The organism is Oleiphilus sp. HI0079, from assembly GCF_001635105.1.
The window spans coordinates 1-21342 of record NZ_LWFT01000397.1 but is presented as its reverse complement, the minus strand read 5'-3'; the positions used below and the strand labels follow the sequence as shown (position 1 = coordinate 21342).

The 21342-nt window shown below is 48.0% G+C and carries 24 protein-coding genes; 19 read left to right on the top strand and 5 right to left on the bottom strand.

Features of this window, described 5'->3' with window-relative positions; genetic code table 11:
- The first annotated feature begins 33 nt into the window (after nucleotides 1-33).
- The 3 genes from A3750_RS05235 (at nucleotide 34) to arfB (ending at nucleotide 2306) form a co-directional block, all read left to right on the top strand.
- On the top strand, nucleotides 34-453 hold the full coding sequence (locus A3750_RS05235) for a hypothetical protein (RefSeq protein ID WP_068453748.1): 420 nt from the start codon (nucleotides 34-36) through the stop codon (nucleotides 451-453).
- 134 nt (nucleotides 454-587) lie between these two features.
- Complete coding sequence (locus tag A3750_RS05230) at nucleotides 588-1823, top strand: DEAD/DEAH box helicase (protein ID WP_068464929.1); 1236 nt, start codon at nucleotides 588-590, stop codon at nucleotides 1821-1823.
- 66 nt (nucleotides 1824-1889) lie between these two features.
- Nucleotides 1890-2306 (top strand): alternative ribosome rescue aminoacyl-tRNA hydrolase ArfB, encoded by a 417-nt coding sequence (gene arfB, locus A3750_RS05225; RefSeq protein ID WP_068548067.1) that lies wholly within the window; start codon nucleotides 1890-1892, stop codon nucleotides 2304-2306.
- 32 nt (nucleotides 2307-2338) lie between these two features.
- Here the strand turns inward: arfB and A3750_RS05220 are convergent, their stop codons facing one another.
- Both A3750_RS05220 and A3750_RS05215 read right to left on the bottom strand, forming a co-directional pair.
- The gene (locus tag A3750_RS05220) at nucleotides 2339-2983 is read right to left on the bottom strand and encodes a thioredoxin domain-containing protein (RefSeq protein ID WP_068490007.1); all 645 of its coding nucleotides are present in this window, start codon (nucleotides 2981-2983) and stop codon (nucleotides 2339-2341) included.
- 152 nt (nucleotides 2984-3135) lie between these two features.
- Entirely contained in the window at nucleotides 3136-4281 is a 1146-nt protein-coding gene (locus tag A3750_RS05215; protein ID WP_068452146.1) for a fatty acid desaturase, read from the bottom strand.
- A 348-nt stretch (nucleotides 4282-4629) separates the two neighbouring features.
- On the opposite strand from A3750_RS05215, the gene A3750_RS05205 reads away from it, so the two are divergent.
- Both A3750_RS05205 and A3750_RS05200 read left to right on the top strand, forming a co-directional pair.
- Nucleotides 4630-5109 (top strand): DUF1007 family protein, encoded by a 480-nt coding sequence (locus tag A3750_RS05205; protein ID WP_068452152.1) that lies wholly within the window; start codon nucleotides 4630-4632, stop codon nucleotides 5107-5109.
- Nucleotides 5100-6119, top strand: coding sequence for a nickel/cobalt transporter (locus A3750_RS05200; protein ID WP_068452155.1), 1020 nt, complete (start codon nucleotides 5100-5102; stop codon nucleotides 6117-6119). Before A3750_RS05205 ends, A3750_RS05200 begins: the two co-directional genes overlap by 10 nt.
- Nucleotides 6120-6135: 16 nt before the next feature.
- On the opposite strand, the gene A3750_RS05195 is transcribed toward A3750_RS05200, so the two are convergent.
- On the bottom strand, nucleotides 6136-6990 hold the full coding sequence (locus tag A3750_RS05195; protein WP_068452160.1) for a DUF3445 domain-containing protein: 855 nt from the start codon (nucleotides 6988-6990) through the stop codon (nucleotides 6136-6138).
- 197 nt (nucleotides 6991-7187) lie between these two features.
- Here A3750_RS05195 and A3750_RS05190 point away from each other — a divergent pair, with 197 nt between their 5' ends.
- From A3750_RS05190 to A3750_RS05180, 3 genes are all read left to right on the top strand, one after another.
- On the top strand, nucleotides 7188-7556 hold the full coding sequence (locus A3750_RS05190; protein WP_068452164.1) for an STAS/SEC14 domain-containing protein: 369 nt from the start codon (nucleotides 7188-7190) through the stop codon (nucleotides 7554-7556).
- Nucleotides 7541-8815, top strand: coding sequence for an APC family permease (locus A3750_RS05185; protein ID WP_156498427.1), 1275 nt, complete (start codon nucleotides 7541-7543; stop codon nucleotides 8813-8815). The genes A3750_RS05190 and A3750_RS05185 overlap by 16 nt, the downstream gene beginning before the upstream one ends.
- A 162-nt stretch (nucleotides 8816-8977) precedes the next feature.
- Nucleotides 8978-9577 (top strand): PEP-CTERM sorting domain-containing protein, encoded by a 600-nt coding sequence (locus tag A3750_RS05180; RefSeq protein WP_068455423.1) that lies wholly within the window; start codon nucleotides 8978-8980, stop codon nucleotides 9575-9577.
- 94 nt (nucleotides 9578-9671) lie between these two features.
- Here A3750_RS05180 and A3750_RS05175 read toward each other — a convergent pair whose 3' ends face one another.
- A complete protein-coding gene (locus A3750_RS05175) occupies nucleotides 9672-11003 on the bottom strand; it encodes an allophanate hydrolase (protein WP_068455434.1) in 1332 nt (443 codons plus the stop codon).
- Nucleotides 11004-11425: 422 nt separating this feature from the next.
- Here A3750_RS05175 and A3750_RS05170 point away from each other — a divergent pair, with 422 nt between their 5' ends.
- The 3 genes from A3750_RS05170 to A3750_RS05160 all read left to right on the top strand — a co-directional run bounded on the left by A3750_RS05170 (nucleotide 11426) and on the right by A3750_RS05160 (nucleotide 13568).
- The gene (locus A3750_RS05170) at nucleotides 11426-12340 is read left to right on the top strand and encodes an alpha/beta fold hydrolase (RefSeq protein WP_068455437.1); all 915 of its coding nucleotides are present in this window, start codon (nucleotides 11426-11428) and stop codon (nucleotides 12338-12340) included.
- Entirely contained in the window at nucleotides 12337-12777 is a 441-nt protein-coding gene (locus A3750_RS05165; RefSeq protein WP_068456900.1) for a hotdog fold domain-containing protein, read from the top strand. Before A3750_RS05170 ends, A3750_RS05165 begins: the two co-directional genes overlap by 4 nt.
- A gap of 116 nt (nucleotides 12778-12893) precedes the next feature.
- Nucleotides 12894-13568 (top strand): 2OG-Fe(II) oxygenase, encoded by a 675-nt coding sequence (locus tag A3750_RS05160; RefSeq protein WP_068456897.1) that lies wholly within the window; start codon nucleotides 12894-12896, stop codon nucleotides 13566-13568.
- Here the strand turns inward: A3750_RS05160 and A3750_RS05155 are convergent.
- Nucleotides 13565-14029 carry a TlpA disulfide reductase family protein gene (locus A3750_RS05155; protein ID WP_068456894.1) on the bottom strand — a complete coding sequence of 155 codons (465 nt, stop codon included), beginning with the start codon at nucleotides 14027-14029 and terminating at the stop codon, nucleotides 13565-13567. The two genes, A3750_RS05160 and A3750_RS05155, sit on opposite strands and share 4 nt — an antisense overlap.
- Before the next feature lie 131 nt (nucleotides 14030-14160).
- Between A3750_RS05155 and arsC the strand changes: the two genes are divergently transcribed.
- From arsC to A3750_RS05115, 8 genes are all read left to right on the top strand, one after another.
- Complete coding sequence (gene arsC, locus A3750_RS05150; protein ID WP_068456890.1) at nucleotides 14161-14511, top strand: arsenate reductase (glutaredoxin); 351 nt, start codon at nucleotides 14161-14163, stop codon at nucleotides 14509-14511.
- Nucleotides 14511-15107, top strand: coding sequence for an NAD(P)H:quinone oxidoreductase (wrbA, locus tag A3750_RS05145; RefSeq protein ID WP_068456887.1), 597 nt, complete (start codon nucleotides 14511-14513; stop codon nucleotides 15105-15107). Before arsC ends, wrbA begins: the two co-directional genes overlap by 1 nt.
- 69 nt (nucleotides 15108-15176) lie before the next feature.
- The gene (locus tag A3750_RS05140) at nucleotides 15177-15572 is read left to right on the top strand and encodes a DUF2069 domain-containing protein (protein WP_068456885.1); all 396 of its coding nucleotides are present in this window, start codon (nucleotides 15177-15179) and stop codon (nucleotides 15570-15572) included.
- Between the two features lie 45 nt (nucleotides 15573-15617).
- Entirely contained in the window at nucleotides 15618-17390 is a 1773-nt protein-coding gene (locus tag A3750_RS05135) for a GspE/PulE family protein (protein ID WP_156492444.1), read from the top strand.
- Nucleotides 17391-17506: 116 nt separating this feature from the next.
- Entirely contained in the window at nucleotides 17507-18310 is an 804-nt protein-coding gene (locus tag A3750_RS05130) for an outer membrane lipoprotein-sorting protein (RefSeq protein ID WP_068456881.1), read from the top strand.
- Nucleotides 18311-18622: 312 nt separating this feature from the next.
- A complete protein-coding gene (locus A3750_RS05125) occupies nucleotides 18623-19771 on the top strand; it encodes an alanine--glyoxylate aminotransferase family protein (protein WP_197466339.1) in 1149 nt (382 codons plus the stop codon).
- A gap of 71 nt (nucleotides 19772-19842) precedes the next feature.
- Nucleotides 19843-20298 carry a flavodoxin family protein gene (locus tag A3750_RS05120; protein WP_068456874.1) on the top strand — a complete coding sequence of 152 codons (456 nt, stop codon included), beginning with the start codon at nucleotides 19843-19845 and terminating at the stop codon, nucleotides 20296-20298.
- A gap of 158 nt (nucleotides 20299-20456) precedes the next feature.
- A partial coding sequence (locus A3750_RS05115; protein WP_068548066.1) for a DUF4382 domain-containing protein occupies nucleotides 20457-21342 on the top strand: 886 nt, incomplete at its 3' end.

Sequence of the window (21342 nt, the reverse complement as noted above, 5' to 3'; positions counted from 1 at the left end):
CAAAAAACAAGAACCTTTAAAAAGAACCAACTCATGACACTATCAGACCCTTCTTTACTCCTTATTACCGCCGCTATTTGTATGCTGGTTTCGCTTGGTCTTGCATGGCTCGCCTCTCTGATCTTGTACGCCAAAATAGCCCGCTTGAAACGTATTTTTCCCGCTACGCACCAGCTAATTCGAGCACATATAGACTACTTGCTGATGTTTATCCTTCTGGTGGCAGCGTATTACTTACAAGCACTTCTATCCATCACGCTACCCGCGTGGGTCATCGCCTTGTTGTGTGTAGGCTCACTGTATAACCCTTTTGGATTTATTGTCTTAGCTATGAAACCTGAACTCGCGAATCCACAAACATTCGGTCAAAAACTAAGGGTGCTGACGGGTTTTCTGCCTGCCACTCTCGGCTATGGCTATTTAATGATTGCGATACTCAGCAAGCTGCTCTAAACATCTGAACAAACCAGATGGGTTGAACTGGCCTATTTTGTTCCGTGAAAGCGCAGGCAAAAGCATCACTTTGCCTAGTTCTCTGCTACTATTCGCGCCAGACACCCTACACACGCTGCAAACAGGAAAGGTTCGTGTTCTTAGATCTTGATACCAAGCTTTTAGAGGCCGTTAAAGAGGCTGGCTTCCAAACCCCTACTCCAGTGCAAGAAGCCTGCTTCGAACCTGCATTAGATGGCGAAGACCTTTTTGTCAGCGCAGAGACAGGTAGCGGAAAAACGGCGGCCTACTTGTTGCCCGCTTTTGAGCGCCTACTTGACCGCGACCAAGGTGAACCGCTTGCGCTTGTATTGGTTCCTACGCGAGAGCTCGCGCAACAAGTATTGCGTCAGGCAAAACAGCTCGGACGATTCACAGACCTTAGCTTTGGTATCGTCAGTGGTGGTACCGACATCAAAAAGCAAATCGAGCTGATTGAACGACCGCCACAGTTCATTGTGGCAACGCCCGGCCGGCTCTCAGAGATTATTTCACGCGATGGATTTGATCTTTCGAGTGTTGAGGTACTGATTCTGGATGAAGCCGATCGACTGCTCGATATGGGCTTCAGTGACGAAGTGCTATCCATTGCTGCAAATTGTATGGCGCGCATGCAAACATCCATGTTTTCTGCGACGCTTGCCAACAAAGCACTCAGAGGGCTCGCCGATGAGCTTCTCGACGATCCGGCAACCATTGAGCTCAACGCCACTCAAGACAAGCATGAGTCGATCACCCAACAGATTATTTTTGCCGACGACAAAGCACATAAATTCAAGCTTATTCAATGGCTAATCGAGAACGAAGAATACAAGCATTGCGCGATCTTCTGTAACTCAAAGGAGCAGGCAGATCAGGTTCATCGCCTGATGCAGCAACAGAATATTAATGCCGGAATTCTTCACGGTGATCGTGATCAGAAACAACGTAATCTGGTAATGAGCAAATTAAGGCGTGACGAGGTTAAAGTCTTAGTCGCGACCGACATTGCAGCACGAGGCCTTGATATCGAAGGCATGGATCTAGTAATTAACTTTCAGATGCCGCGGCGTGGAGAAATCTATGTACACCGCATCGGTCGCACGGGCCGAGCGGGAGGTAAAGGCTTGGCAGTCACCTTGATCGAGGCCGCCGAATTTAACTTGATGGCAAGTATCGAGCGCTTCTTGAATCAGCGCTTTGACCGCCGAAGAATTAAAGCACTGGAAGGCTTCTACAAAGGCCCTAAAAAGCTAAAAGCTTCCGGCAAAGCCGCGGGCTCGAAAAAGAAAAAGAAAGACAAAAAAGGCGAGAAAACAACCGTCAAGAAGAAAAGCAAGAAAGCCAAGTAAGGCTACTCGTTGCGCGCACCTNCTTGACGGCGCCATTACTACTTACTCAACCAAAGCACGTCGACAATGCCCTTAGTCATTTCAAATTGCGTGGTCATTCCTGACCACGAAATTGAGCTCACAGCGATTCGCGCTCAAGGTGCGGGCGGGCAAAACGTCAATAAAGTCTCGTCTGCAATTCATTTGCGTTTTGATATTCAACACTCTTCTTTGCCCGATTTCTATAAACAAAAACTCCTGACAATGAACGATAGCCGAATCAGCAAAGACGGCGTCTTAATTCTTAAAGCTCAAGAGTTTCGAACTCAGGAAAAGAATCGTCAAGAGGCGCTTAACCGTCTTCAAGAATTGGTTCAAAAAGCAGGCTACGTGCAAAAAGCAAGACGCCCCACCAAGCCATCACGCAACTCGCAGAAAAAACGCATGGATAGGAAAACCAAGCACAGCAGAACGAAAATCTTGCGGGGGCGAGTAGACCACTAGCCCCTGAGCACAAGCCACAGCCGCAGCTATGCTTATTGCGCTTTAGACAGCTCGCCTATCACTAATTGATACAAATGATCCGGCCCATGCTGCTCTAGTGGCTGGCCATTCACAAAAAACGTGGGTGTTTGATTAATCTTAAAAGCCCGAAGATCCGCACCCTCCTGAGCAATCAACTGATCCATTTCCTCAGAATTAAGCATCGCTTTAGCACTGCTCACATTAAGGCCCGCCTGCTCAGCCAACTCCCATGCACGATCAATGTTAGGACTATGGTGAGACGCCCACTCTTGCTGTTGTAGTAACAAGGTCTCCAGAACCGCTTGATATACTTGCTGTTGTCGCGCCGCTTCGAGCAAACGCACGACAGTCTCCGATCCTTGATGGAATGCTGCATAGCGAATCACAAGGCGCACATCATCAGGGTGGCGCTTCAAAATCTCTTTTACATAGGGGTAAAAAGCACGGCACGCTTCACAGGCGGGATCAAAAAACTCCACAATGGTCACCGGCGCCGTATCCGGCCCCAAAGTTGGCGAATGGGCACGCTCAAACATCGCGCCTTCGGCCTTTTCGGCCTGAGTCACTGATGCATCATCAGAACTGCAGGCTGTGAGACAAATAACGGTTATCGCACACATAAAGGCCGCTATCCAACGCGGAGTAAAATGCATCATTTTGTGTTTCCCCTATTACTTTTTATCGTTCTTCATATTATTTAAAACTTGCGATCTTGATCGAGTACACCGATCGCAAGACAAAAAAATAGGCCTGATGCGATACCAATTGGTTCACCCCAAGCCTTTCTTAAGCTCTTCTAAATCAAGCGCTAAGCATATTGTGCTACGAGCATTCTCCACTCATCACGCTGTGCTTGCATCGCTTGTTTAAGTTCTTTGTAACGGTGCATCGCCTCAGACTTTTCATACGCTTCGCGCATCTTGCATTTCTTGGCATCTAACCATTCTTTTCGTGCTTCTGTCGCACGGTTAAGTGCCTCAACAAAATCATTAAACTGTGCCTCAAGCTTTTGTCTGATTTCTTCTGCGTCAGCATGAAAGCGCAGCTTGTCTTGAACATGCTTTAAGGCCATTTCTGCGCGCGCTTTTTCCACTTTGTGTTGACCACAACGCTTTAGATTACTCGCCAAACCTATTTTACTTAGTGAAAAAATAAACCATTTTGTTGGATCGTATTGATACCAACGAATGCCGTTACGGTAATCCGCCTGAAAACAGTGGTGGTAGTTATGATAGCCCTCACCGTAGGTTAGATAGGCAATAATACCGTTATCTCTAGCACTATTTTTATCCGTGTAAGGTTGAGAACCCCAGTAGTGTGCAAGGGAGTTAATAAAGAAAGTGACTTGCTGGGAAAGCACTAAGCGGAGAAAACCAACAATGAGCATCGTACCGATAATGTCGCCGTGCCAAACGCCAATCAGAAATGGAATACCGAAGTTCATCGCGATTGCCAGCTTTAAATAGTGACGATGTTGCCACATCACGATCGGATCTCGCTTTAAATCTGGCGCATTAGAGTAATCGTTATAGCGATCTCCACTATAATCTCGAAGCATCCATCCCATATGCGAGTACCAAAAACCTCTCTTGGCCGAATAAGGATCTTTATCGTTCTGATCAACATAGCGATGATGGACACGATGATCAGAAGACCAATGCAAGGCACTATTTTGCATGGCAAAAGCGCCGCCCAAGGCATAAATCACCTTGATCCAGTTCTTGGTTTTATATGTCGGATGCGACCACAGGCGGTGGTAACCGGCAGTAATAGACATACCGCAATAACCCATACATAAAAGAGCCGCGACGACTTGAAATAAATCATAACCCTCTACGATTCCGTACCAAGGAACGACCACCACGGCAAACAAACCGGTAATCAAAAAGAAGAGTACATTTACCCAGAGAATCTTTGGTTTACTGCTTTGATTGCTGTCCTTATTACTACCCATAAAACATTTATACCTGACACGACATACTAAAAAACAACATCATAGCAGACTACACCCATAATAGATCCAGCTTACAAATGTTTAGTGTTTCATAGTTTTGTTATGAATCGTTTGCTTCTGTCTATTGATACGTCAAAATACACAAAAGAGGACTTTATCTTCTCGGACGCTTACATGTTCAAGAACCACCTTCTCGGATTACTGCTTTGTTTAGGGCTTGCAACGCCAAGCTCAAATCTTTTTGCGCATCCGCATAACTGGATAAGTGTCTCGACCCACTTTGTTCTTAACAAACAGAACCAATTGATTAAAATCAAAAAATCGTGAGAGTTCGATAGCGTGTATTCGATGCTTACACTTGCACATGTAAAAAACACACACGAGAGCGAGCAAATAGGCCTTGTCCTCATGGCGGAGCAAATGAGCGAAAACCTCAGCGGCTACGATTATTTTTCGAATCTTATAATTGATGGCAATCGCATCGACATTCCCATAGCAGAGCACGCCAACCTAACCGTGGAAAGCCACCCACCTATTAGCGTGATGACACTCGATCTGGAGCTTAAGTTTCAGCAACCACTGGATATCGTTGATAAAAAAGTCACGTGGTCGGTGTTCGACCCAACCTATTACATCGCGATGAATCATAAATCTGTGGGTGACATCTCGATCACAAACTCAGGTAACGCGGAATGCGGCAAAGAGCTTTTTATACCGACAGCGCTCGCCGAAACCATCGCTTATGCAGATAGCTTGGACAAATCCCAACGAAACACGGATGGCTTAGGTAACAAATTTGCAGAGCGAGTATATGTTACATGTCTCTAGAAACATCACTTAAGCGCCCCTTCAACATTATATTGGCAACTGGTGGCGCCTGTTTAGTGGGCCTGATCTACTGGGCAACCTTAAATTGGACTGACTGGATGATCTATATCACCAGCCAGCAAAAAGAACTCCACGGCAAACTTTCACAGCACATGGCAAATGTTGCTAGCGAACCCGCTGTATACGGCACCGCGCTGATAACGCTTAGCTTTCTCTATGGCGTATTTCACGCAATTGGCCCAGGACACGGTAAAGCCGTGATCATGACCTACGTTGGGACTCAGGGGGCGACAGTCAAAAAAGGGGCGGCGCTTTCTTTTGCCGCTGCAATGCTGCAAGCACTTGTGGCGGTTATCTTAGTCAGCGTGATAGGCCAAGTGCTGCAATTCAGCTTCGCCGAAGTAAATAGCATGGGCGAACAGCTCACACTTGTAGGTTATGGCCTTGTGATTTCTCTTGGTATTTTCATCCTATTCAAGGCAGGACGAAAGCTGATAATAAGCCTACGCAACGAGCAACAAGCACACACCCACAGCCATTCGCACGAGCACCATGAGCACCATGAGCACCATGAGCACCATGAGCACCATGAGCACCAGCATACCGATAGTTGTGGCTGCAATCATACGATTGAAGTAAAAGAAGATACTAGTTGGCTTCAGAATCTCACGCTCGTATTTTCTATGGGGCTACGCCCATGCTCCGGTGCATTGATCGTCCTCACCTACGCCTACCTTGTCGATGCTTATGAATTTGGTGTGCTCGCCACGTTCGCAATGGGTTTCGGAACGGGCATATCGATCGCGCTCATTGCCGCGGGAACCGTTTTTGCTCGCAGCTTTTTTGAACGTTTGATTGAATCACCCTCGCCGGATTCTGCAACATTTCTAGCCAACACAGGCCTTTACCTGCAAATCGCAGGCGGAGTGCTGTTAATTGTATTTGGATGGGGTTTGCTTGCGGCTGCACTGCCCAGCGCGACAGAACACCCGTTGCGTATTGGTGGCTGAGCGCGACGTTGATCGCTTAAGAGAACAACCAAGGAAATCGTTCGATCCCTTTATACGCTTTCTGTTGTGGCGGCATATCTCGAACAAAGGCCTTTAGTTTGTCTAGAGCCAATGGGTCTTGGTAACGTTCTGCAAGCTCGCTAAGCGGGCATAGATCAATACGAATAAAGAATACCACCGCACCTGTATTTGGCAGACGCATCAGGGTTTGTCTCTCACTACGATAGTGTATTGTCGCTTCTTCTAGTAAGTTGGGCTCGTTCTCTGTCTGCCAGTTCAATGCGTCGCCTGGTTGTATTCCCCAGTTATATCGAACAACGGCCTTACCCACCTTTAAGTGATTGAAAAAGCGCGTAATCTTCGGGGTCAGCGTTAGATCAAACCCCGGTATCGGCTCATGAATTGCAGCAAGCGGTTTGAGAAATTTTTCTGCAGGGCGCCAATGGCTTGGACTCAAAACACTGGCTGCCGTTAAAACGTAATCGCCCCCTTCCTGCCCAAGATCGGATTGCGGCTGAAGAATGCATATGTCGTCAGGCAACCAGAAAGTGATATTTGCTAAGACACGTTCAACGGATCGAGAAGCTTGCCCCTTCAATGCTCTTTTGCCGCCACCAGCAGGATAGGCAGATGGATTGCCCGCAAGGTATCGGAACAAAACGTGCTCTAATTCATACACAGTATCGGCGGCTTTCGCGTGAGCAAAAAGAGCCCCGCTACCCGCCTCTAGCTCGCTTTGCTTGTGTTGGATAAGCTGCTCTAGAGTCGCGAGAGAGAAAGGTTCGATCCATTCATCATCGTTAATAGGCTGCAAGCCCATTTTAAGCATGGTGGGTGGACGATGCCGATAAAAATGAGCGAGAGAGTGCATATCTCCATCTTACTCAAACACCCGACAACGCCGCAATTTCTTTCTGAAAACACCCAGCGTGCCCTAATCTAATCGCCTGTCCTTACGTGCGCTAGCTATTACTCGGTGGCTTGATTCAGCTCATCTCTCTCCGAATCAAAACAGTTAAAGTACGCGATAAGAACTCAACTCACTCACACAACGAGGAGATCAACGTCATGATAAAGCTCTTAGAAATTGGCATTGAATACGCAGTGGCTTTTTCAGTTTCTGGAAAAATCACCGAAGACAACATGGATTTTATTCTGAATGTTGCAAGAGAGAAATCAAAACAAAACGAACATATTGTGATTCTTGAGCGCATCGAGTCCTTTGATGGCGTGTCCCTAACCGCCTTAATAGAAGAGTTCAAATATCTGCGAGAGGTCGGCTTTTCAAACATCAAGCGGGTTGCCGTCGTTACCGATAGCAAGTGGATAAAACCCATTGTCACAATCGAAGATAAGATCTTCCGGTCTATGGATATTAAATGCTTTCCACTTGAGCAAGAGGCTGAGGCGATCAAGTTCCTATGGGGCGAAGATTAGGCAGCATTCATAACCACAACGACCAAAGCATGGACCACAATCGTATGCAGCATAACAACGCACTAGCCCGTCGAATATCGCTTCCACTTTTACTCTTTTATGGTTTGGGCACGATACTCGGCGCGGGCATTTATGTTCTCGTCGGCAAAATCGCCGCCGCCTCTGGATTCCTTGCCCCGCTTGCTTTTCTGGTTGCTGCGGTTGTTGCCGGTATTACTGCACTAAGCTACTGTCAGCTAGTCGTGATGCTCCCAAGGAGTTCAGGGGAAGCCTATTACGTCGATCAGGCATTTGGCACACCAAACCTAACGAGGTTCGTCGGTTTACTCGTCGTGCTCACTGGCGTCGTTTCCTGTGCGACACTCGCCAATGGATTCGTAGGTTATCTGCAGACCTTCATCGAAGTGCCGGCGGCGATTGCGGTCATCTGTGTTGTGGTGTTCATGACGGGGCTTGCACTTTGGGGTATTGCAGAATCACTGTGGGCAGCGACGATCGTCACCTTAATTGAAATCGGCGGCCTCATACTCGTCGTGTTCGTTGGCGGCGGACAGATAGATGCGACCAACCTCTCCATTGAAGCGCTCTTTGTTCCAACATCCCTAGACGAACTTGCGCTTGTTCTCGCTGGCGCATTCCTCGCGTTTTACGCCTTCGTTGGGTTTGAAGACATGGTCAACATTGTTGAGGAGGTCAAAGAGCCCGAAAGAAACATGCCCAAGGCGATCATTTTGGCATTACTGATATCATCCAGCCTCTATATTTTAGTCGCTCTCGTCGCGATTCTTGGCATGCCTCTAGACACGCTCGCAGCCTCAGAGGCTCCGCTAAAGCACCTGCTAGAGATACACAGCGCCGAGATGGGACAATGGATCTCTGTGATCAGTCTTTTCGCCATAGTAAACGGTGTGCTCACTCAAATCATTATGGCATCTCGTGTGCTGTATGGTATGGCCAATCAGCAGCGTCTTCCTATGGTGTTTGCTGCGGTTTCCTCAAAAACCAAAACACCTTGGGTGGCCACCATCACTGTCGCCTTAATCGTTCTAGTGCTAGCCCTTGGCCTACCGCTGGTCACGCTTGCCGCCTACACCAGTTTTAGTGTTTTGTGCGTTTTCACACTTGTGAATGTTGCACTCCTTAAGCTGCGCAAAAGGCCAGACCTCGCAGCAAAAGCACCTAACATTATTTCCTTCCCAAAGGTCGGTGCCGGGCTTTGTATTTGTTTGCTTGTCTTTCAGTTACTCTACGTGCTTTGAGGAAATGTCAGTATACTTTACACATACGAGCAGGCACTGCCCGCTTCATTCATAAGAAATATATATTGATCAGTAAGTTAGGAATCATGGCTGCAAAATTGCTAGGTTCACTTCCTCGATTTCTAGTAATGAGCATCTCAATCTTTATTTGGAGTATTCACCATGTACACACGGTTGATCGCTATCGCATCGGCAGTACTTGTAAGCGTAAGTGCACACGCAGGCATTATTTTTCAGGACAATTTCGATTCAGAGGGAACGCAAACGTCGCACCTTAACTACAATGGCTTCACAAACTGGACAGTCAGCGATGGTACCGTTGATCTGGTCGGCATGCCGAATGGCTGGGGTATTGATTGCGTAGGTGGTACAGGAAAGTGCGTTGATCTCGACGGCAGCACACGCGATGCGGGCGTATTCACAAGTACATCCATTGCACTAGCTGCTGGCACATACGAGCTAAGCTTCGATATCTCAGGCAACCAACGCAACAACACAAATGATGGAACGTCGGTCTCTTTGGGTGGTTTCTTTGATCAAGTGTTTGTTTTGAATGGCAGCGATCCTTGGCAAACCGTGACGCACCAGTTTGTTGTTACAAACGACACAAGCGACTCAATCATTTTTAATCACGGCGGCGGCGACAACATCGGCATTATGCTTGATAACGTAATGCTTAGCTCTGTGGACGTTCCAGAGCCAGCCAGCCTTGTGCTCCTTGGCCTTGGTCTTCTTGGCTTGGGCGCTGCAAGAAAGCGTTAAGCGATGACTACTTAACGCTACCGTTGTAAAGAAAAGGCGCTTCAATTGAAGCGCCTTTTTATTATTGTTGCTACTTAAACCCTTAAACCCTTCATTAACTTGCCAGTTCTTTCAGGTAAGCGCGCCAACCACCAAGTTGGGTAATCTCTTTCGAGCCCTCCAAGCCATAAGGCTCACAGATAAAGCCAGAGACATAAGAGCCGTCTTGAAGTCTCACTTTTCCGATACCTAAGGGTGCCGGAATGCCTGCCACGAAACTACCAAAGTGTTCGCTGGGAACCCGCCATATCTCCACATCAATCGCTGCGCCTTGCTGTTCATCCAGTACCAAACCCGGGCGAAAAGGAGGCCCCCCTGCCAAAGCATACATTCGGTACACTGAGGCTGTTTGAGTACACTCTTTTAGCGTCGCGCCGCGCTCAGTTAACTGCCAGTTCAACGGCAAGCCTTTTAAATGCGCGCCACACACCAGAACGTCGATGTGTTTCGGTGATGCGACTGGATTTACTGGCAAAGACTCACGCGACTCGCCCAACGCGCCTAACGGCAGGTCAAACATCGTTTCGAACCGCTTAGCGATAGACAAAAGTCGACGATCACCGAAAGCCGGTGCCACCAATGTCACCCCAAACGGCAGGCCCTGCTGAGTGAAGACTGTCGGTAACGCCAAGCCGCTCATGTCCAGCAAATTCATAAAATTTGTATAGTGCCCAAGCTGACTATTCCTAAGAACTGGCTCTTCTAACAATTCATCCACTGTAAAAAAGCGTCCCGCCGTTGGCGTGAGCAAGCAGTCAAATCGGTCTAAGATTGCGTCGCACTCTTGTTTGAGCTCTTGCAAACGATACTGAGCCGTAAACAAATCACTCGCCAATGCATCCTTGCCCGGTTCTATGATGCCGCGAACCACCGGGAACATCACCTCAGGTGAGTCGTCAATTAAAGGCTGGGTTGCAAGATAGCGTTCGGTGACCCAAGGCCCCTCGTACAATAGCTTGGCAGCCTCTACAAACGGGGCAAAATCAAGCTCTTCAAATTCAATACTGGCATCTTCACGCAAGATCTTTAAGGTATCTGAATATGCATTTGCATAACCCTCATCGCCGAAAAAGGCTAGCTGATCCGAGCGAATCAAGCCAATGCGCAGCGGACCCGAGCGCTCTCCATATTGTCGAGTTTGATTATAAAAGGGGTTCTCTCGGCTATAACCATCATCACAATCTACTCCTTCTGCGATGCTCAGCACGGTGTTCGATTGATCCGCGGTCAATGCAAAGATAGTCATACAATCAAGGCTTCGACAAGCGGGCAGCATGCCCGATGCTGAAAGCAAACCACGGGAGGGTTTGACGCCATAAAGATTATTTAAACACGCCTGAACCCGTGCTCTTAAAAGAGGTAGGTCGAATGCTCTCGGACCAGTCATCGCGCTAACACACTATCGTTATGTTATGAATGTTAAGCGATCGGAACCCTAGCGTTCGATTTAACAGATTTTGATGCCCAGTATGTCAAGGGTACGGACACTTAGAGATATAGCAAAGGTCGAGCCAACGATAATTTACATAGCAAAATCAACAGATTACAACAATTTCTCGTTGATCAGGCTTCAATTTAAAGCACCATAAGATTCCGATAACACGTCTATCGCACCATTACAGTGCGCCATTAAAGTGCACCCAAGAAGCCAATCGCCACGGGAAGCCCTACCGTTAAACGAAACAGTCAATTCGACTGGAGCGCTGGCGAATATCGCTCAAATCGCGTTACCCTAGGCATCAACAGCATGAAGTATGTTCTTCAAAGCAATCCGCTTAACTAACCTCGTTAACAGCAAGCATCAATTCCATGAAAAGCACGCTCACCGTTACCTGCCCTGATCAGCGCCAATTAGCAATGACTCAGTTCAAACCCCATGCTCCGATAGGATCTGTCGTGATCGCTAGCGCATTCGGAGTCGCACAATCCTTCTATTGGCCTCTTGCAGAGTTTCTATGTGGGCAAGGTTATACCGCCTATTGTTTTGACTATCGCGGCACAGGGAAGAATGAAGACATGGTGGCCAACGGGTTTTGCCTAAGGGAGTGGGCCACTCAAGACATTGAGGCCGCACTTTGTAACTCCTTGGAAACGGACCAGCCAGTGCATTTCATCGGCCATAGTGTTGGAGGACAAATACTGGGACTCGCACCTTCAAGTAAAAAACTAACAAGCGCCATTTTTATCGCCGCCTCTGCACCCTATTGGAAACGCTGGCCACGCTTAGCAGACGGTTTAAAAATCCGGGTTAATGCTGGGTTCATTCTGCCTCTCGTCAGCAAACTCTATGCGCGTTTCCCATCCCAGAAGTTTGGGCTTGGTAATCAGGATTTACCATCAAGTGCCGTTCGACAATGGGCGTCATGGATGCGCAAGCCCAACTACCTGTTCGATGATATTTTTGGCTTAGATTGCTCTGCCTATAAAGAGATAGATATACCGATACTTTCGCTTGCTTTTAGCGATGACCTACTCGCTCCGCTCGAAAACATAAATCACCTACTCGGCTTCTTTGAAACCGCCGATTGCACCGTCAAGCAAATCAAACCGAAAGACATAGGCGCAAAGCACATTGGCCATACCGGCTTTTTCAAAGAGAAATTCAAAGACTCGCTCTGGCAAAATACTCTCGGCTTTATAAGCACAAATAAAGTGCACACAGCGACGCCATACACCAAGATTCCATCTGAGCATAAGACTCACAACGAAGAAGCAAGCGCATGAACCAGTATTTAAAAATGTTTGAACAAATGGGACCAGAAGGCTTCTCAGCGGGTGTCGCACAACTTGCTCCTTACTTCTCGACCATCGACCCCTTGGTCACGGAAATAAGACCTGGTTACTGCGAGGCGGTGTTAAAGAACCAGAAAAAAGTACATAACCATCTTGGCTGTATTCATGCCATTGCCATGTGCAATGCCGCTGAACTTGTTGGCGGTATTGCGACCGAAGTTTCGACACCCGATGGCACTCGCTGGATACCAGAAGGCATGAAGGTAGAGTATCTAGTAAAAGCAAAAACAGATTTAGTGGTGAAGTGCGAAGCCGAAGATATCGACTTCACTCAAACCGGCAAGATTGAAGTGCCCGTCGCCGCCTATAACGACGAGGGCGTAAAGTGCTTTACCGCGCTAATTACGATGAATGTAAAAAAAGAGTAGGGTCCCCTCTCGATAAACCAATACTTTTCTCTTTGCGTTTTCCTTAAACAAACGTATTCTATCGCCCCGTTTTACAACAGTGGCTTAAAGCACGCGTACCCCCAAGGAACATCTACTTGGCTGCACATTTTGCGCTCTCTCGATCCGATCACGACAACACTTCAGACGACGCTTTATTTGGCCTAATCGCCAACGATCTTGAACGTCAGGGCTATAGCGTCCGACCGTATGCACTTCCTGAACACTTGAGTAGCACCTTAATGGAACACGCATTCACCATGGCTGAAGAGAATTACGAGCCTGCGGGAATTGGCCGAGGCGAAGCTTTTCTGCACAATGAGTTTGTTCGTACTGATGAAATATGCTGGATCACAGGCGAATCGGATGCGGGTAATCAGTGGCTTAATTGGGCATCCGACCTGCAAGCGTTTTTGAACAGAAAACTATTCCTTGGATTATTCTCATTTGAAAGTCATTTTGCACACTATGCAGAAGGGCAATACTACAAACGCCATGTTGATGCGTTTAAGGGAGAAGCCAACCGCGTGCTCTCTGTGGTCGTCTATTTAAACCCTGGCTGGACCTCACACGATGGTGGCGAGCTTGTACTCTACAAAGACGATCACGATGTAGACGGCACTAAGGTGTTGCCGTTGCTTGGCACGATTGTGACCTTTCTGAGTGAAGAGTTCCCGCATGAGGTATTACCTGCGAAACGCGACAGGCATTCCATTGCAGGCTGGTTCCGGGTTAATACCTCGCAAAACGGGAAGATCGACCCCCCACGTTAAAGCCCTAGCGCAGACAGTATTTTCTGTTTGGTCTGCGCGCCCATCAACCATTGTTGCTCGCCAGTTTGCGTATTGACTACAAGCGTTGCAGGCAAAGCCGCGGGAGAGTCTTCGCCAAAGAGTGGCGCGGGCTCGTTAAGAAGCATGGGCAAATCCAAACCAAACTTATTCGCTTCTGCCAGAAGTTTCTCGCCCTCTAGGCGATCAAAATTAAACGCGTAAACGGCCGCACTTGGATGCTTGTCGAGCGCATTAAGTTCTGGAATTTCCTTTACACAGGGTTTACACCAGCTCGCCCAATAATTCATAAGCACATAAGGAGAATCTATCGCTTCAAAAGGCTGCTCTGTCCCACCGTAAAGCTTGAATATTTTCTCCCGCTTTTCTGGATTTGCTTGGCTCTGTGCACCTACTTCGTCACTACAGCCTTGCACGCAGATGCAAGCAATCATAAGAAGCATTAGATTTATGTTTCTAAAAGAATTTTTTAGGGCAGCACTTATTGTTATCATTCGGCACCATTACGTTATATTCGTATTGAGTCGGTCAACTCGAACCACTCTCTTAGCTAATTTCACGGAATACATAAAAAATGACAGACATTCGTATCTATCACAACCCACGCTGTTCAAAATCTCGTCAAACGCTGGCCCTGATTGAAGAGAAAGGCATCACGCCAGAGATCAAACTCTATCTTCAAGACGTACCTTCTAAAGAGGAAATTGGATCGCTGTTAGCCAAGCTAGAAATTTCTGCGCGGGAGCTCCTTCGCAAAGGTGAGGATGCCTATAAAGAAAAAGGCTTGAAAGATACCTCTCTCAGCGAAGATGCGTTGATCCAAGCAATGGTCGATGCGCCAAAACTCATTGAGCGACCTATAGTCGTTGCGGGCGACAAAGCGATACTCGGCCGCCCACCTGAAAATGTGCTGGATCTCATCTAATGGAAAACGCGCCCTACATTCTGATTTTGTTTTATTCGCGAAACGGTGCGACCGAGAACATGGCGCATCAGATTGCCCGTGGAGTTGAGTCGGTTTCCGGTATCGAAGCTCGCATTCGCACCGTACCGGCTGTTTCCGCGGAATGCGAGCAAGTCGCACCGGCCGTTCCGAGCGAGGGCGCGGTTTACTGCACAAAAGAAGATCTTGAACATTGTAGTGGCCTGGCGTTGGGCAGCCCTACCCGCTTCGGTAATATGGCAGCACCTCTAAAGTATTTTTTAGACGGCACGAGCGGCTTATGGATGCAAGGTGCTTTATCGGGCAAACCTGCCAGCGTTTTCACGTCTACCGGTTCGATGCATGGCGGCCAAGAGAGTACTTTACTGTCAATGATGATTCCGTTGATGCACCACGGCATGGTGATCGCAGGCTTACCATATACCGAGAAAGCCTTGCACGAAACATCCACCGGCGGCACACCTTACGGACCATCGCACACCGAAATGAACAGCGACTCAAAACTCAGTGAGCATGAGAGCACTCTCTGCCAAGCGATGGGAAAGCGCCTTGCGCAGCTCGCTCTAAAGCTCTCCTAGTTGCTTTAAACGCACGTGCTTCTGAGCACCTAGTGACACTATTTTTTCTATCAAAAGGCCATCTTCAATATGACAAACACAGCATCTGAACCAAACGCATCGCTTTGTATAAAAAGCGAACGCGCCGCGCTTACAACAAAAGTGGCGTATTTTGTTTTGCTCGCGGCTCTGGCTTTTTCGTCCTTTGTGCCCGGTCCGCCTGAAGGCGTGTCTATCTTTCTGGTACTTGGGGTGAAATTTATCCCTTTGCTGATTGTACTTCCTGGCCTACTCTTAAATAAGTTACGGTCTTACGTTTGGCTTTGCTTTATCGTGCTGTTCTATTTCACGCGCGCTTTTGTCGATGCTTACATGCGTGACGAAAGTGTTTGGGTTGACAGTTTTATCACCCTCACCACAATCGTCGTGTTTATGGCAGCCATGTATTTTGTAAAATGGCAAAAAATGCTGGGCAAAGCACTATAAGACCTCAATATTTACCTCGAAGTAAACAACGAGCAGGAACACTACGTGCAGCAACGCGCAGCCTCTTTTATTCTTGATTTTAGCCGCACCGTCAATCAATTGATCGACGATGGCATTCTGGCAAAAGAAGACGCGGACAAGCTACTAAGCTCACCTCGCGGTCAAAAGCACGTTCAACTGCATCCGCTTGAGATCGTCGCAGGAGCGAGCCTAGACGCCCAGAACGGTGGCGTAAAAGTCGATATGCCCTTCTTGCTCGACTGGCTAAGCGATTGGTCGGGACAAGATATCTACAACATTGATCCGCTCAAAGTCGATTCTTTAAAAACCTCCCAAGTCATGTCGTTCGCTTTCGCCCAGCGCCACCAAATTTTGGCTGTTGAGGTCACTGCGAGCGAAGTTGTAATTGCCAGTGCGCAGCCATTTTCAAACGATTGGGAAAACGATCTAAAACACGTTCTGAAAAAAGAGATCCGCCGTGTTGTTGCAGACCCTTCTGACCTCAGACGCTTCACCGTCGAGTTTTATGAACTCGCCAAATCGGTAAACAAAGCGGGCGTTGATTCAGACCAAAGCGGCTATACGCAGAACTTTGAACAGATGTTGGAGCTTGGCGGCAACAACACGAACCCAGATGCGAACGACCAACACATCGTGAACATTGTGGACTGGTTGCTGCAATACGCGTATGACCAACGTGCAAGCGATATACATCTTGAGCCACGTCGAGAAATCGTGAATATGCGATTTCGAATTGACGGCGTGTTGCATCCTGTTTACGAGTTTCCTGCAAAAGTCGGGATAGCGGTCACGAGTCGGCTGAAGATTTTAGGCCGCTTAAACGTAGCCGAAAAACGCAAGCCACAAGACGGTCGCATTAAGACCAAAAACGCTGACAGCAAAGAGATAGAGTTACGCTTATCCACCCTACCTACCGCTTTCGGCGAAAAGCTGGTCATGCGTATTTTCGACCCGCAGGTACTGCAAAGCACCTTTGCCGATCTTGGTTTTGCTAATGAAGATCTAAATCGTTGGCGAGCAATGACCAAACAACCTTACGGCATTGTGCTGGTAACAGGCCCGACAGGCTCCGGTAAAACCACTACGCTTTACTCCACGCTACGTGAGCTTGCAACGCAAGAAGTGAACGTCAGTACTGTCGAAGACCCAATTGAAATGATCGAGCCTGCGTTTAATCAAATGCAGGTTCAAAACAACATTGATCTGGGCTTTGCTGACGGTTTAAAAGCACTTATGCGACAAGATCCGGACATCATCATGGTTGGCGAGATTCGAGATCTCGAAACTGCCGAGATGGCTGTGCAGGCTGCATTAACCGGCCATTTGGTGCTCTCCACCTTGCACACTAACGACGCGCCGAGCTCCGTCAGCCGTCTGCTTGAACTCGGCATTCCACCTTATTTAATTCGCGCGACCTTACTCGGGGTGATGGCGCAAAGGCTTGTGCGTACGTTGTGCCCTAACTGCAAGACCAAGACCAAACTTGACGCAACAGCGTGGGCAGAACTGACCGCGCCATGGAAGACCAGTCAGCCGAAAAGCGCTTGTAAACCTGTTGGATGTTTGGAGTGCAGAAACACCGGATATAGAGGCCGTGCAGGCGTTTACGAAGTTATGCCGCTTAGTGAGCAAATGAAAGCGCTCATCCATGATCAAACCAATATCATGGAATTGCGTAAACTTGCGATTAAAGAAGGCATGCAATCGCTCCGGCTTAGCGGTGCACATAAAGTCGCTAGCGGACAGACAACGATCGAAGAGGTTTTGCGCGTCACTCCGGCAAGTCTCAGTCGCTGAACAGACTATTCCACGCCCCTATCCAGAATACAGAACAATTCTCCTTGAAGAGCTCCCTGCGCTGCGCGTACTCTGTGCGCACGCTGGAAAAGAATATCAACAAGGAGAAATACAGCATGCCTTTGACTATCAAATCTACGTTTGCCGCTTTTTTACTGCTCGTATCGGGTCTACTAACAAGCCAGATCGCGCTTGCTGAAACACCTGAAGAAAAAGGGCTCGCCATTGCCATTGAGATGGACAAGCGCAATACGGGCTGGAAAGATTCCACTGCGGACATGATCATGACGCTGCGTAATAAGCAGGGGGAAGAAAGTATTCGCTCTTTGCGGGTACGAAGCTTGGAAGTGGAAGATGATGGCGACAAAAGTATGACCATCTTTGACGAGCCAAAAGATGTTCGCGGTACGGCCTTGCTTACCTTCTCGCACAAAGTCGATGCTGACGATCAATGGCTTTATCTCCCAGCTTTAAAGCGCGTTAAGCGCATTGCTTCACGAAACAAGTCAGGTCCGTTTATGGGCAGCGAATTCGCATTTGAAGATCTCAGTTCGCAGGAAGTCGAGAAGTACAGCTACACGCATCTTCGCGATGAGGCATGCGGAGAATTGCAGTGTTTTGTTGTCGAGCGCATCCCCACCGATAAGTACTCCGGCTACACCAAGCAAATCACATGGATTGATCAAGAGGAGTATCGCGCCATTAAAATCGAGTTTTATGATCGCAAGAAGTCTCTGCTAAAGACACTCGACTTTGAAGGCTATGAACAATATCTCGATCAATACTGGCGACCGGCATTAATGAAAATGGATAACCACCAAACGGGCAAGAGTACGGATTTGGCTTGGTCCAACTATCAGTTTCAAACGGGTCTGGAAGATGGCGACTTTACGAAAAATAGCCTAAAACGCGCAAAATAGTCGCCTAGGCTTGATGCATAAAAAACGCGTATTTCAGGGTGATGCAATCTTTCGCCCTGAAGTACTGCCATCGAGCTCTCAGCCATGGCTTGCCAAACTGCTTAATGAACCTCCAGATCCTGACCGACCGGTCATCACTTTTCAAAATCGTGTTAAACTGCGCAGCTGCTTCTCTTCAGCCAGCAATTGAGTCGCCGCAATGTGACCTAGACGCAAGAACCTGAACGCAAGATCACTATTCTTAAGCAACTTACAAAAAAGACAGGACAAGTCGAACCAATGCAAACCTTTCATGCCCCTCACCGAGTTCTCATGGGCCCTGGCCCTTCCGATGTTTCTCCTCGAGTATTAAAAGCTCTTGGACAACCAACCATCGGCCATCTTGACCCAGCGTTTGTCGCTCTAATGGATGAGATCAAAGAACTGCTGCAATATGCGTTCATGACGAAAAACAGGCTGACTATTCCTGTATCAGCGCCAGGCTCAGCGGGTATGGAAACATGCTTTATGAACATGGTTGATCCCAATGACCACATATTGGTTTGCATCAACGGTGTTTTTGGTGGCCGTATGGCCGAGGTCGCAAAACGTGCCGGTGCCAAAGTGACGACGCTTGATTTTGAATGGGGCACGGCCGTGAGTCCGGCAAAAGTGGATGAAGCGCTTGCTGCGGATAGTTCAATATCGATGCTGGCCTTCGTGCATGCAGAGACATCAACAGGCGTTCGATCAGATGCAAAAGAGCTATGCGAGATTGCTCGTAAACATAACTGTCTTACCATCGTTGATGCGGTGACGTCACTGGCAGGTATTGAGCTGCGAGTCGATGATTGGGGCATTGATGCCATCTACTCAGGCACACAGAAGTGTTTGTCTTGTGTACCTGGCATATCGCCAGTGAGCTTCAGCGAAAAAGCCGTTGAGAAAATCCAAAACCGTACACATACCAACGACTCATGGTTTCTGGATCTGAAGCTCGTAATGGCTTACTGGGAACAAAGTGAAGCGCAGCCCAAGCGGGCCTATCACCACACGGCACCGGTAAACAGCTTGTATGCGCTGCACGAATCGTTGGTCATGGTGCGTGAAGAAGGTTTAGAAAATGCCTGGGCGCGTCATGCGAAGCACCACAAAGCCTTAGTTGCAGGCTTGAGCGTGCTTGGCATTGAAATGATCGTAGACGAAGCACACCGCTTACCAGAGCTGAACACCGTCAAGATTCCAGAAGGTGCAGACGACGCTGCAGTGCGCGGTGCCTTACTTGAGCAGTTTGATCTGGAGATTGGCGCAGGGCTTGGAAAGTTTGCAGGCAATGCCTGGCGTATCGGTCTGATGGGCAGCGCATGTAAACGTGAGAACGTCGAGCTTTGCATCTCTGCGCTTGCCAGCGTACTGAATGAACAAGGCTATTCTTGTGATGGCGAAGCGGCCATCGCAGCAGTTGCAGAAAGCTACGCTTAAACCTCTGCAACAAAGTATACTCGAGGGCAGCGTAAAGTCTGCGTTGCCCTCATTCTTTTAAGGAGGATATTGTGACAAAACAGCTCCTTGTTATTGCTCATGCCCCCTCTAAAAACACTCAAGCTCTGCTACAAGCTATTGAGGAAGGCACTCAGACAGCCTCTATCACAACCGTCATAAAGAGCCCTTTTGAGAGCACGGCGCAAGATGCGTTAGATGCCGATGCCATCCTCTTGTTCACCCCCGAAAACCTTGGATATATGTCTGGCGCCATGAAAGATTTTTTCGATCGCACATACTACGACGTGCTCGAAGAAAAGCAGGGCATGCCAGTCGCGGCAATTGTCCGTGCAGGTAACGATGGCACCGGCACCGTTCGAGCACTTCAAACAATTACTACTGGCCTTCGTTGGCGCTGGGTTCAAGAACCTCTTGTATTAAAAGGTGAGTTTGATCATCGCTTTTTAACCGAAGCCAAAGAACTTACCGAAGCCATAGCCGTCGCACTTGAAGAAGGGATGATCTAATGGTGACAAGCTAACTATCCCTGCTAGCGCTTATTTCGGATGCGCTCTGTGTGACCGCATATACAGGCTGAACATACAGAATAGAATTTAAGCAACCAAGTGGTTACGATAAGATCACGAGTAGAAACAACAAAGATCGGAAGTGAAGGAGATCTGCCATGACAAGACTACGCTCTATTAAGAAGACGCTTCAAACCACCACTTCGATTGCATTATTAGTGCCCCTCCTAAGCGCATGTGGCAGCAGTAGCAGCTCAACAGAAACCGGCACTCTTTCTTTAGGTATTACAGATGGTCCGGTTGAAAATGCCTCTGAAGTGAATGTAACCATTTCGTCCATCGAGCTAAAAGGTGCTGAAGACAAAGTCATCACGCTTGACCCGCCTCAGTCTTTCAATCTTCTGGACTATCAAGGCGATGCTCAATTGGTGCTTTTTGAAGACCACACGCTTGTCGCAGGCGACTATCAATGGATGCGTTTAGGTGTCGATGATTCAAGTATCCGAATTGGTAATGGCCCTCTATTCCCGCTTGAGATTCCTAGCGCAGATAAAACAGGTCTTAAACTTCAAAGAGGCTTTACCATTGGCGCCGGCAGCAGCAATAGCTTTACGGTTGATTTTGATTTGCGTAAATCTGTAACGCTGGCGAATGGCAATTACAAGTTACGCCCTACCTTGCGACTGGTCGATAACCTCGAAGCAGGCGCGTTACAAGGCACTGTCGCGGATAACCTTGTTGAAGATGTTAATTGCATCAATAACGGCCCTAATAACGATATGGGCAATGCGGTTTATTTGTTCACTGGCGAAGATGCAACGATTCAGGATCTGCAGGGAAATGCAGGTGATCCACTTGCTTCTGCGACAGTGACCTATAACAACGACACATCAAACTACGAGTTTGAGCTTGGATTTATCCCAGCGGGCCCCTATACGGCGGCGTTCACCTGCGATGCGTCTATCGACATCAACGATGACAACGAATTCGCCTCAATGATCTTTTCAAATAGCTATAACGTCAGCATCGTTTCCAAACAAACAA

What these genes read in the sequence shown, in the direction of transcription:
- A3750_RS05190 (WP_068452164.1), top strand. Translation starts at nt 7,188, where the DNA reads ATGATAAAGCTCTTAGAAATTGGCATTGAATACGCAGTGGCTTTTTCA.
- A3750_RS05205 (WP_068452152.1), top strand. Translation starts at nt 4,630, where the DNA reads ATGCTTACACTTGCACATGTAAAAAACACACACGAGAGCGAGCAAATA.
- wrbA (WP_068456887.1), top strand. Translation starts at nt 14,511, where the DNA reads ATGGAAAACGCGCCCTACATTCTGATTTTGTTTTATTCGCGAAACGGT.
- A3750_RS05220 (WP_068490007.1), bottom strand. Translation starts at nt 2,983, where the DNA reads ATGATGCATTTTACTCCGCGTTGGATAGCGGCCTTTATGTGTGCGATA.
- A3750_RS05170 (WP_068455437.1), top strand. Translation starts at nt 11,426, where the DNA reads ATGAAAAGCACGCTCACCGTTACCTGCCCTGATCAGCGCCAATTAGCA.
- A3750_RS05180 (WP_068455423.1), top strand. Translation starts at nt 8,978, where the DNA reads ATGTACACACGGTTGATCGCTATCGCATCGGCAGTACTTGTAAGCGTA.
- A3750_RS05235 (WP_068453748.1), top strand. Translation starts at nt 34, where the DNA reads ATGACACTATCAGACCCTTCTTTACTCCTTATTACCGCCGCTATTTGT.
- arfB (WP_068548067.1), top strand. Translation starts at nt 1,890, where the DNA reads ATGCCCTTAGTCATTTCAAATTGCGTGGTCATTCCTGACCACGAAATT.
- A3750_RS05130 (WP_068456881.1), top strand. Translation starts at nt 17,507, where the DNA reads ATGCCTTTGACTATCAAATCTACGTTTGCCGCTTTTTTACTGCTCGTA.
- A3750_RS05165 (WP_068456900.1), top strand. Translation starts at nt 12,337, where the DNA reads ATGAACCAGTATTTAAAAATGTTTGAACAAATGGGACCAGAAGGCTTC.
- A3750_RS05125 (WP_197466339.1), top strand. Translation starts at nt 18,623, where the DNA reads ATGGGCCCTGGCCCTTCCGATGTTTCTCCTCGAGTATTAAAAGCTCTT.
- A3750_RS05155 (WP_068456894.1), bottom strand. Translation starts at nt 14,029, where the DNA reads ATGCTTCTTATGATTGCTTGCATCTGCGTGCAAGGCTGTAGTGACGAA.
- arsC (WP_068456890.1), top strand. Translation starts at nt 14,161, where the DNA reads ATGACAGACATTCGTATCTATCACAACCCACGCTGTTCAAAATCTCGT.
- A3750_RS05195 (WP_068452160.1), bottom strand. Translation starts at nt 6,990, where the DNA reads ATGCACTCTCTCGCTCATTTTTATCGGCATCGTCCACCCACCATGCTT.
- A3750_RS05200 (WP_068452155.1), top strand. Translation starts at nt 5,100, where the DNA reads ATGTCTCTAGAAACATCACTTAAGCGCCCCTTCAACATTATATTGGCA.
- A3750_RS05185 (WP_156498427.1), top strand. Translation starts at nt 7,541, where the DNA reads ATGGGGCGAAGATTAGGCAGCATTCATAACCACAACGACCAAAGCATG.
- A3750_RS05140 (WP_068456885.1), top strand. Translation starts at nt 15,177, where the DNA reads ATGACAAACACAGCATCTGAACCAAACGCATCGCTTTGTATAAAAAGC.
- A3750_RS05175 (WP_068455434.1), bottom strand. Translation starts at nt 11,003, where the DNA reads ATGACTGGTCCGAGAGCATTCGACCTACCTCTTTTAAGAGCACGGGTT.
- A3750_RS05215 (WP_068452146.1), bottom strand. Translation starts at nt 4,281, where the DNA reads ATGGGTAGTAATAAGGACAGCAATCAAAGCAGTAAACCAAAGATTCTC.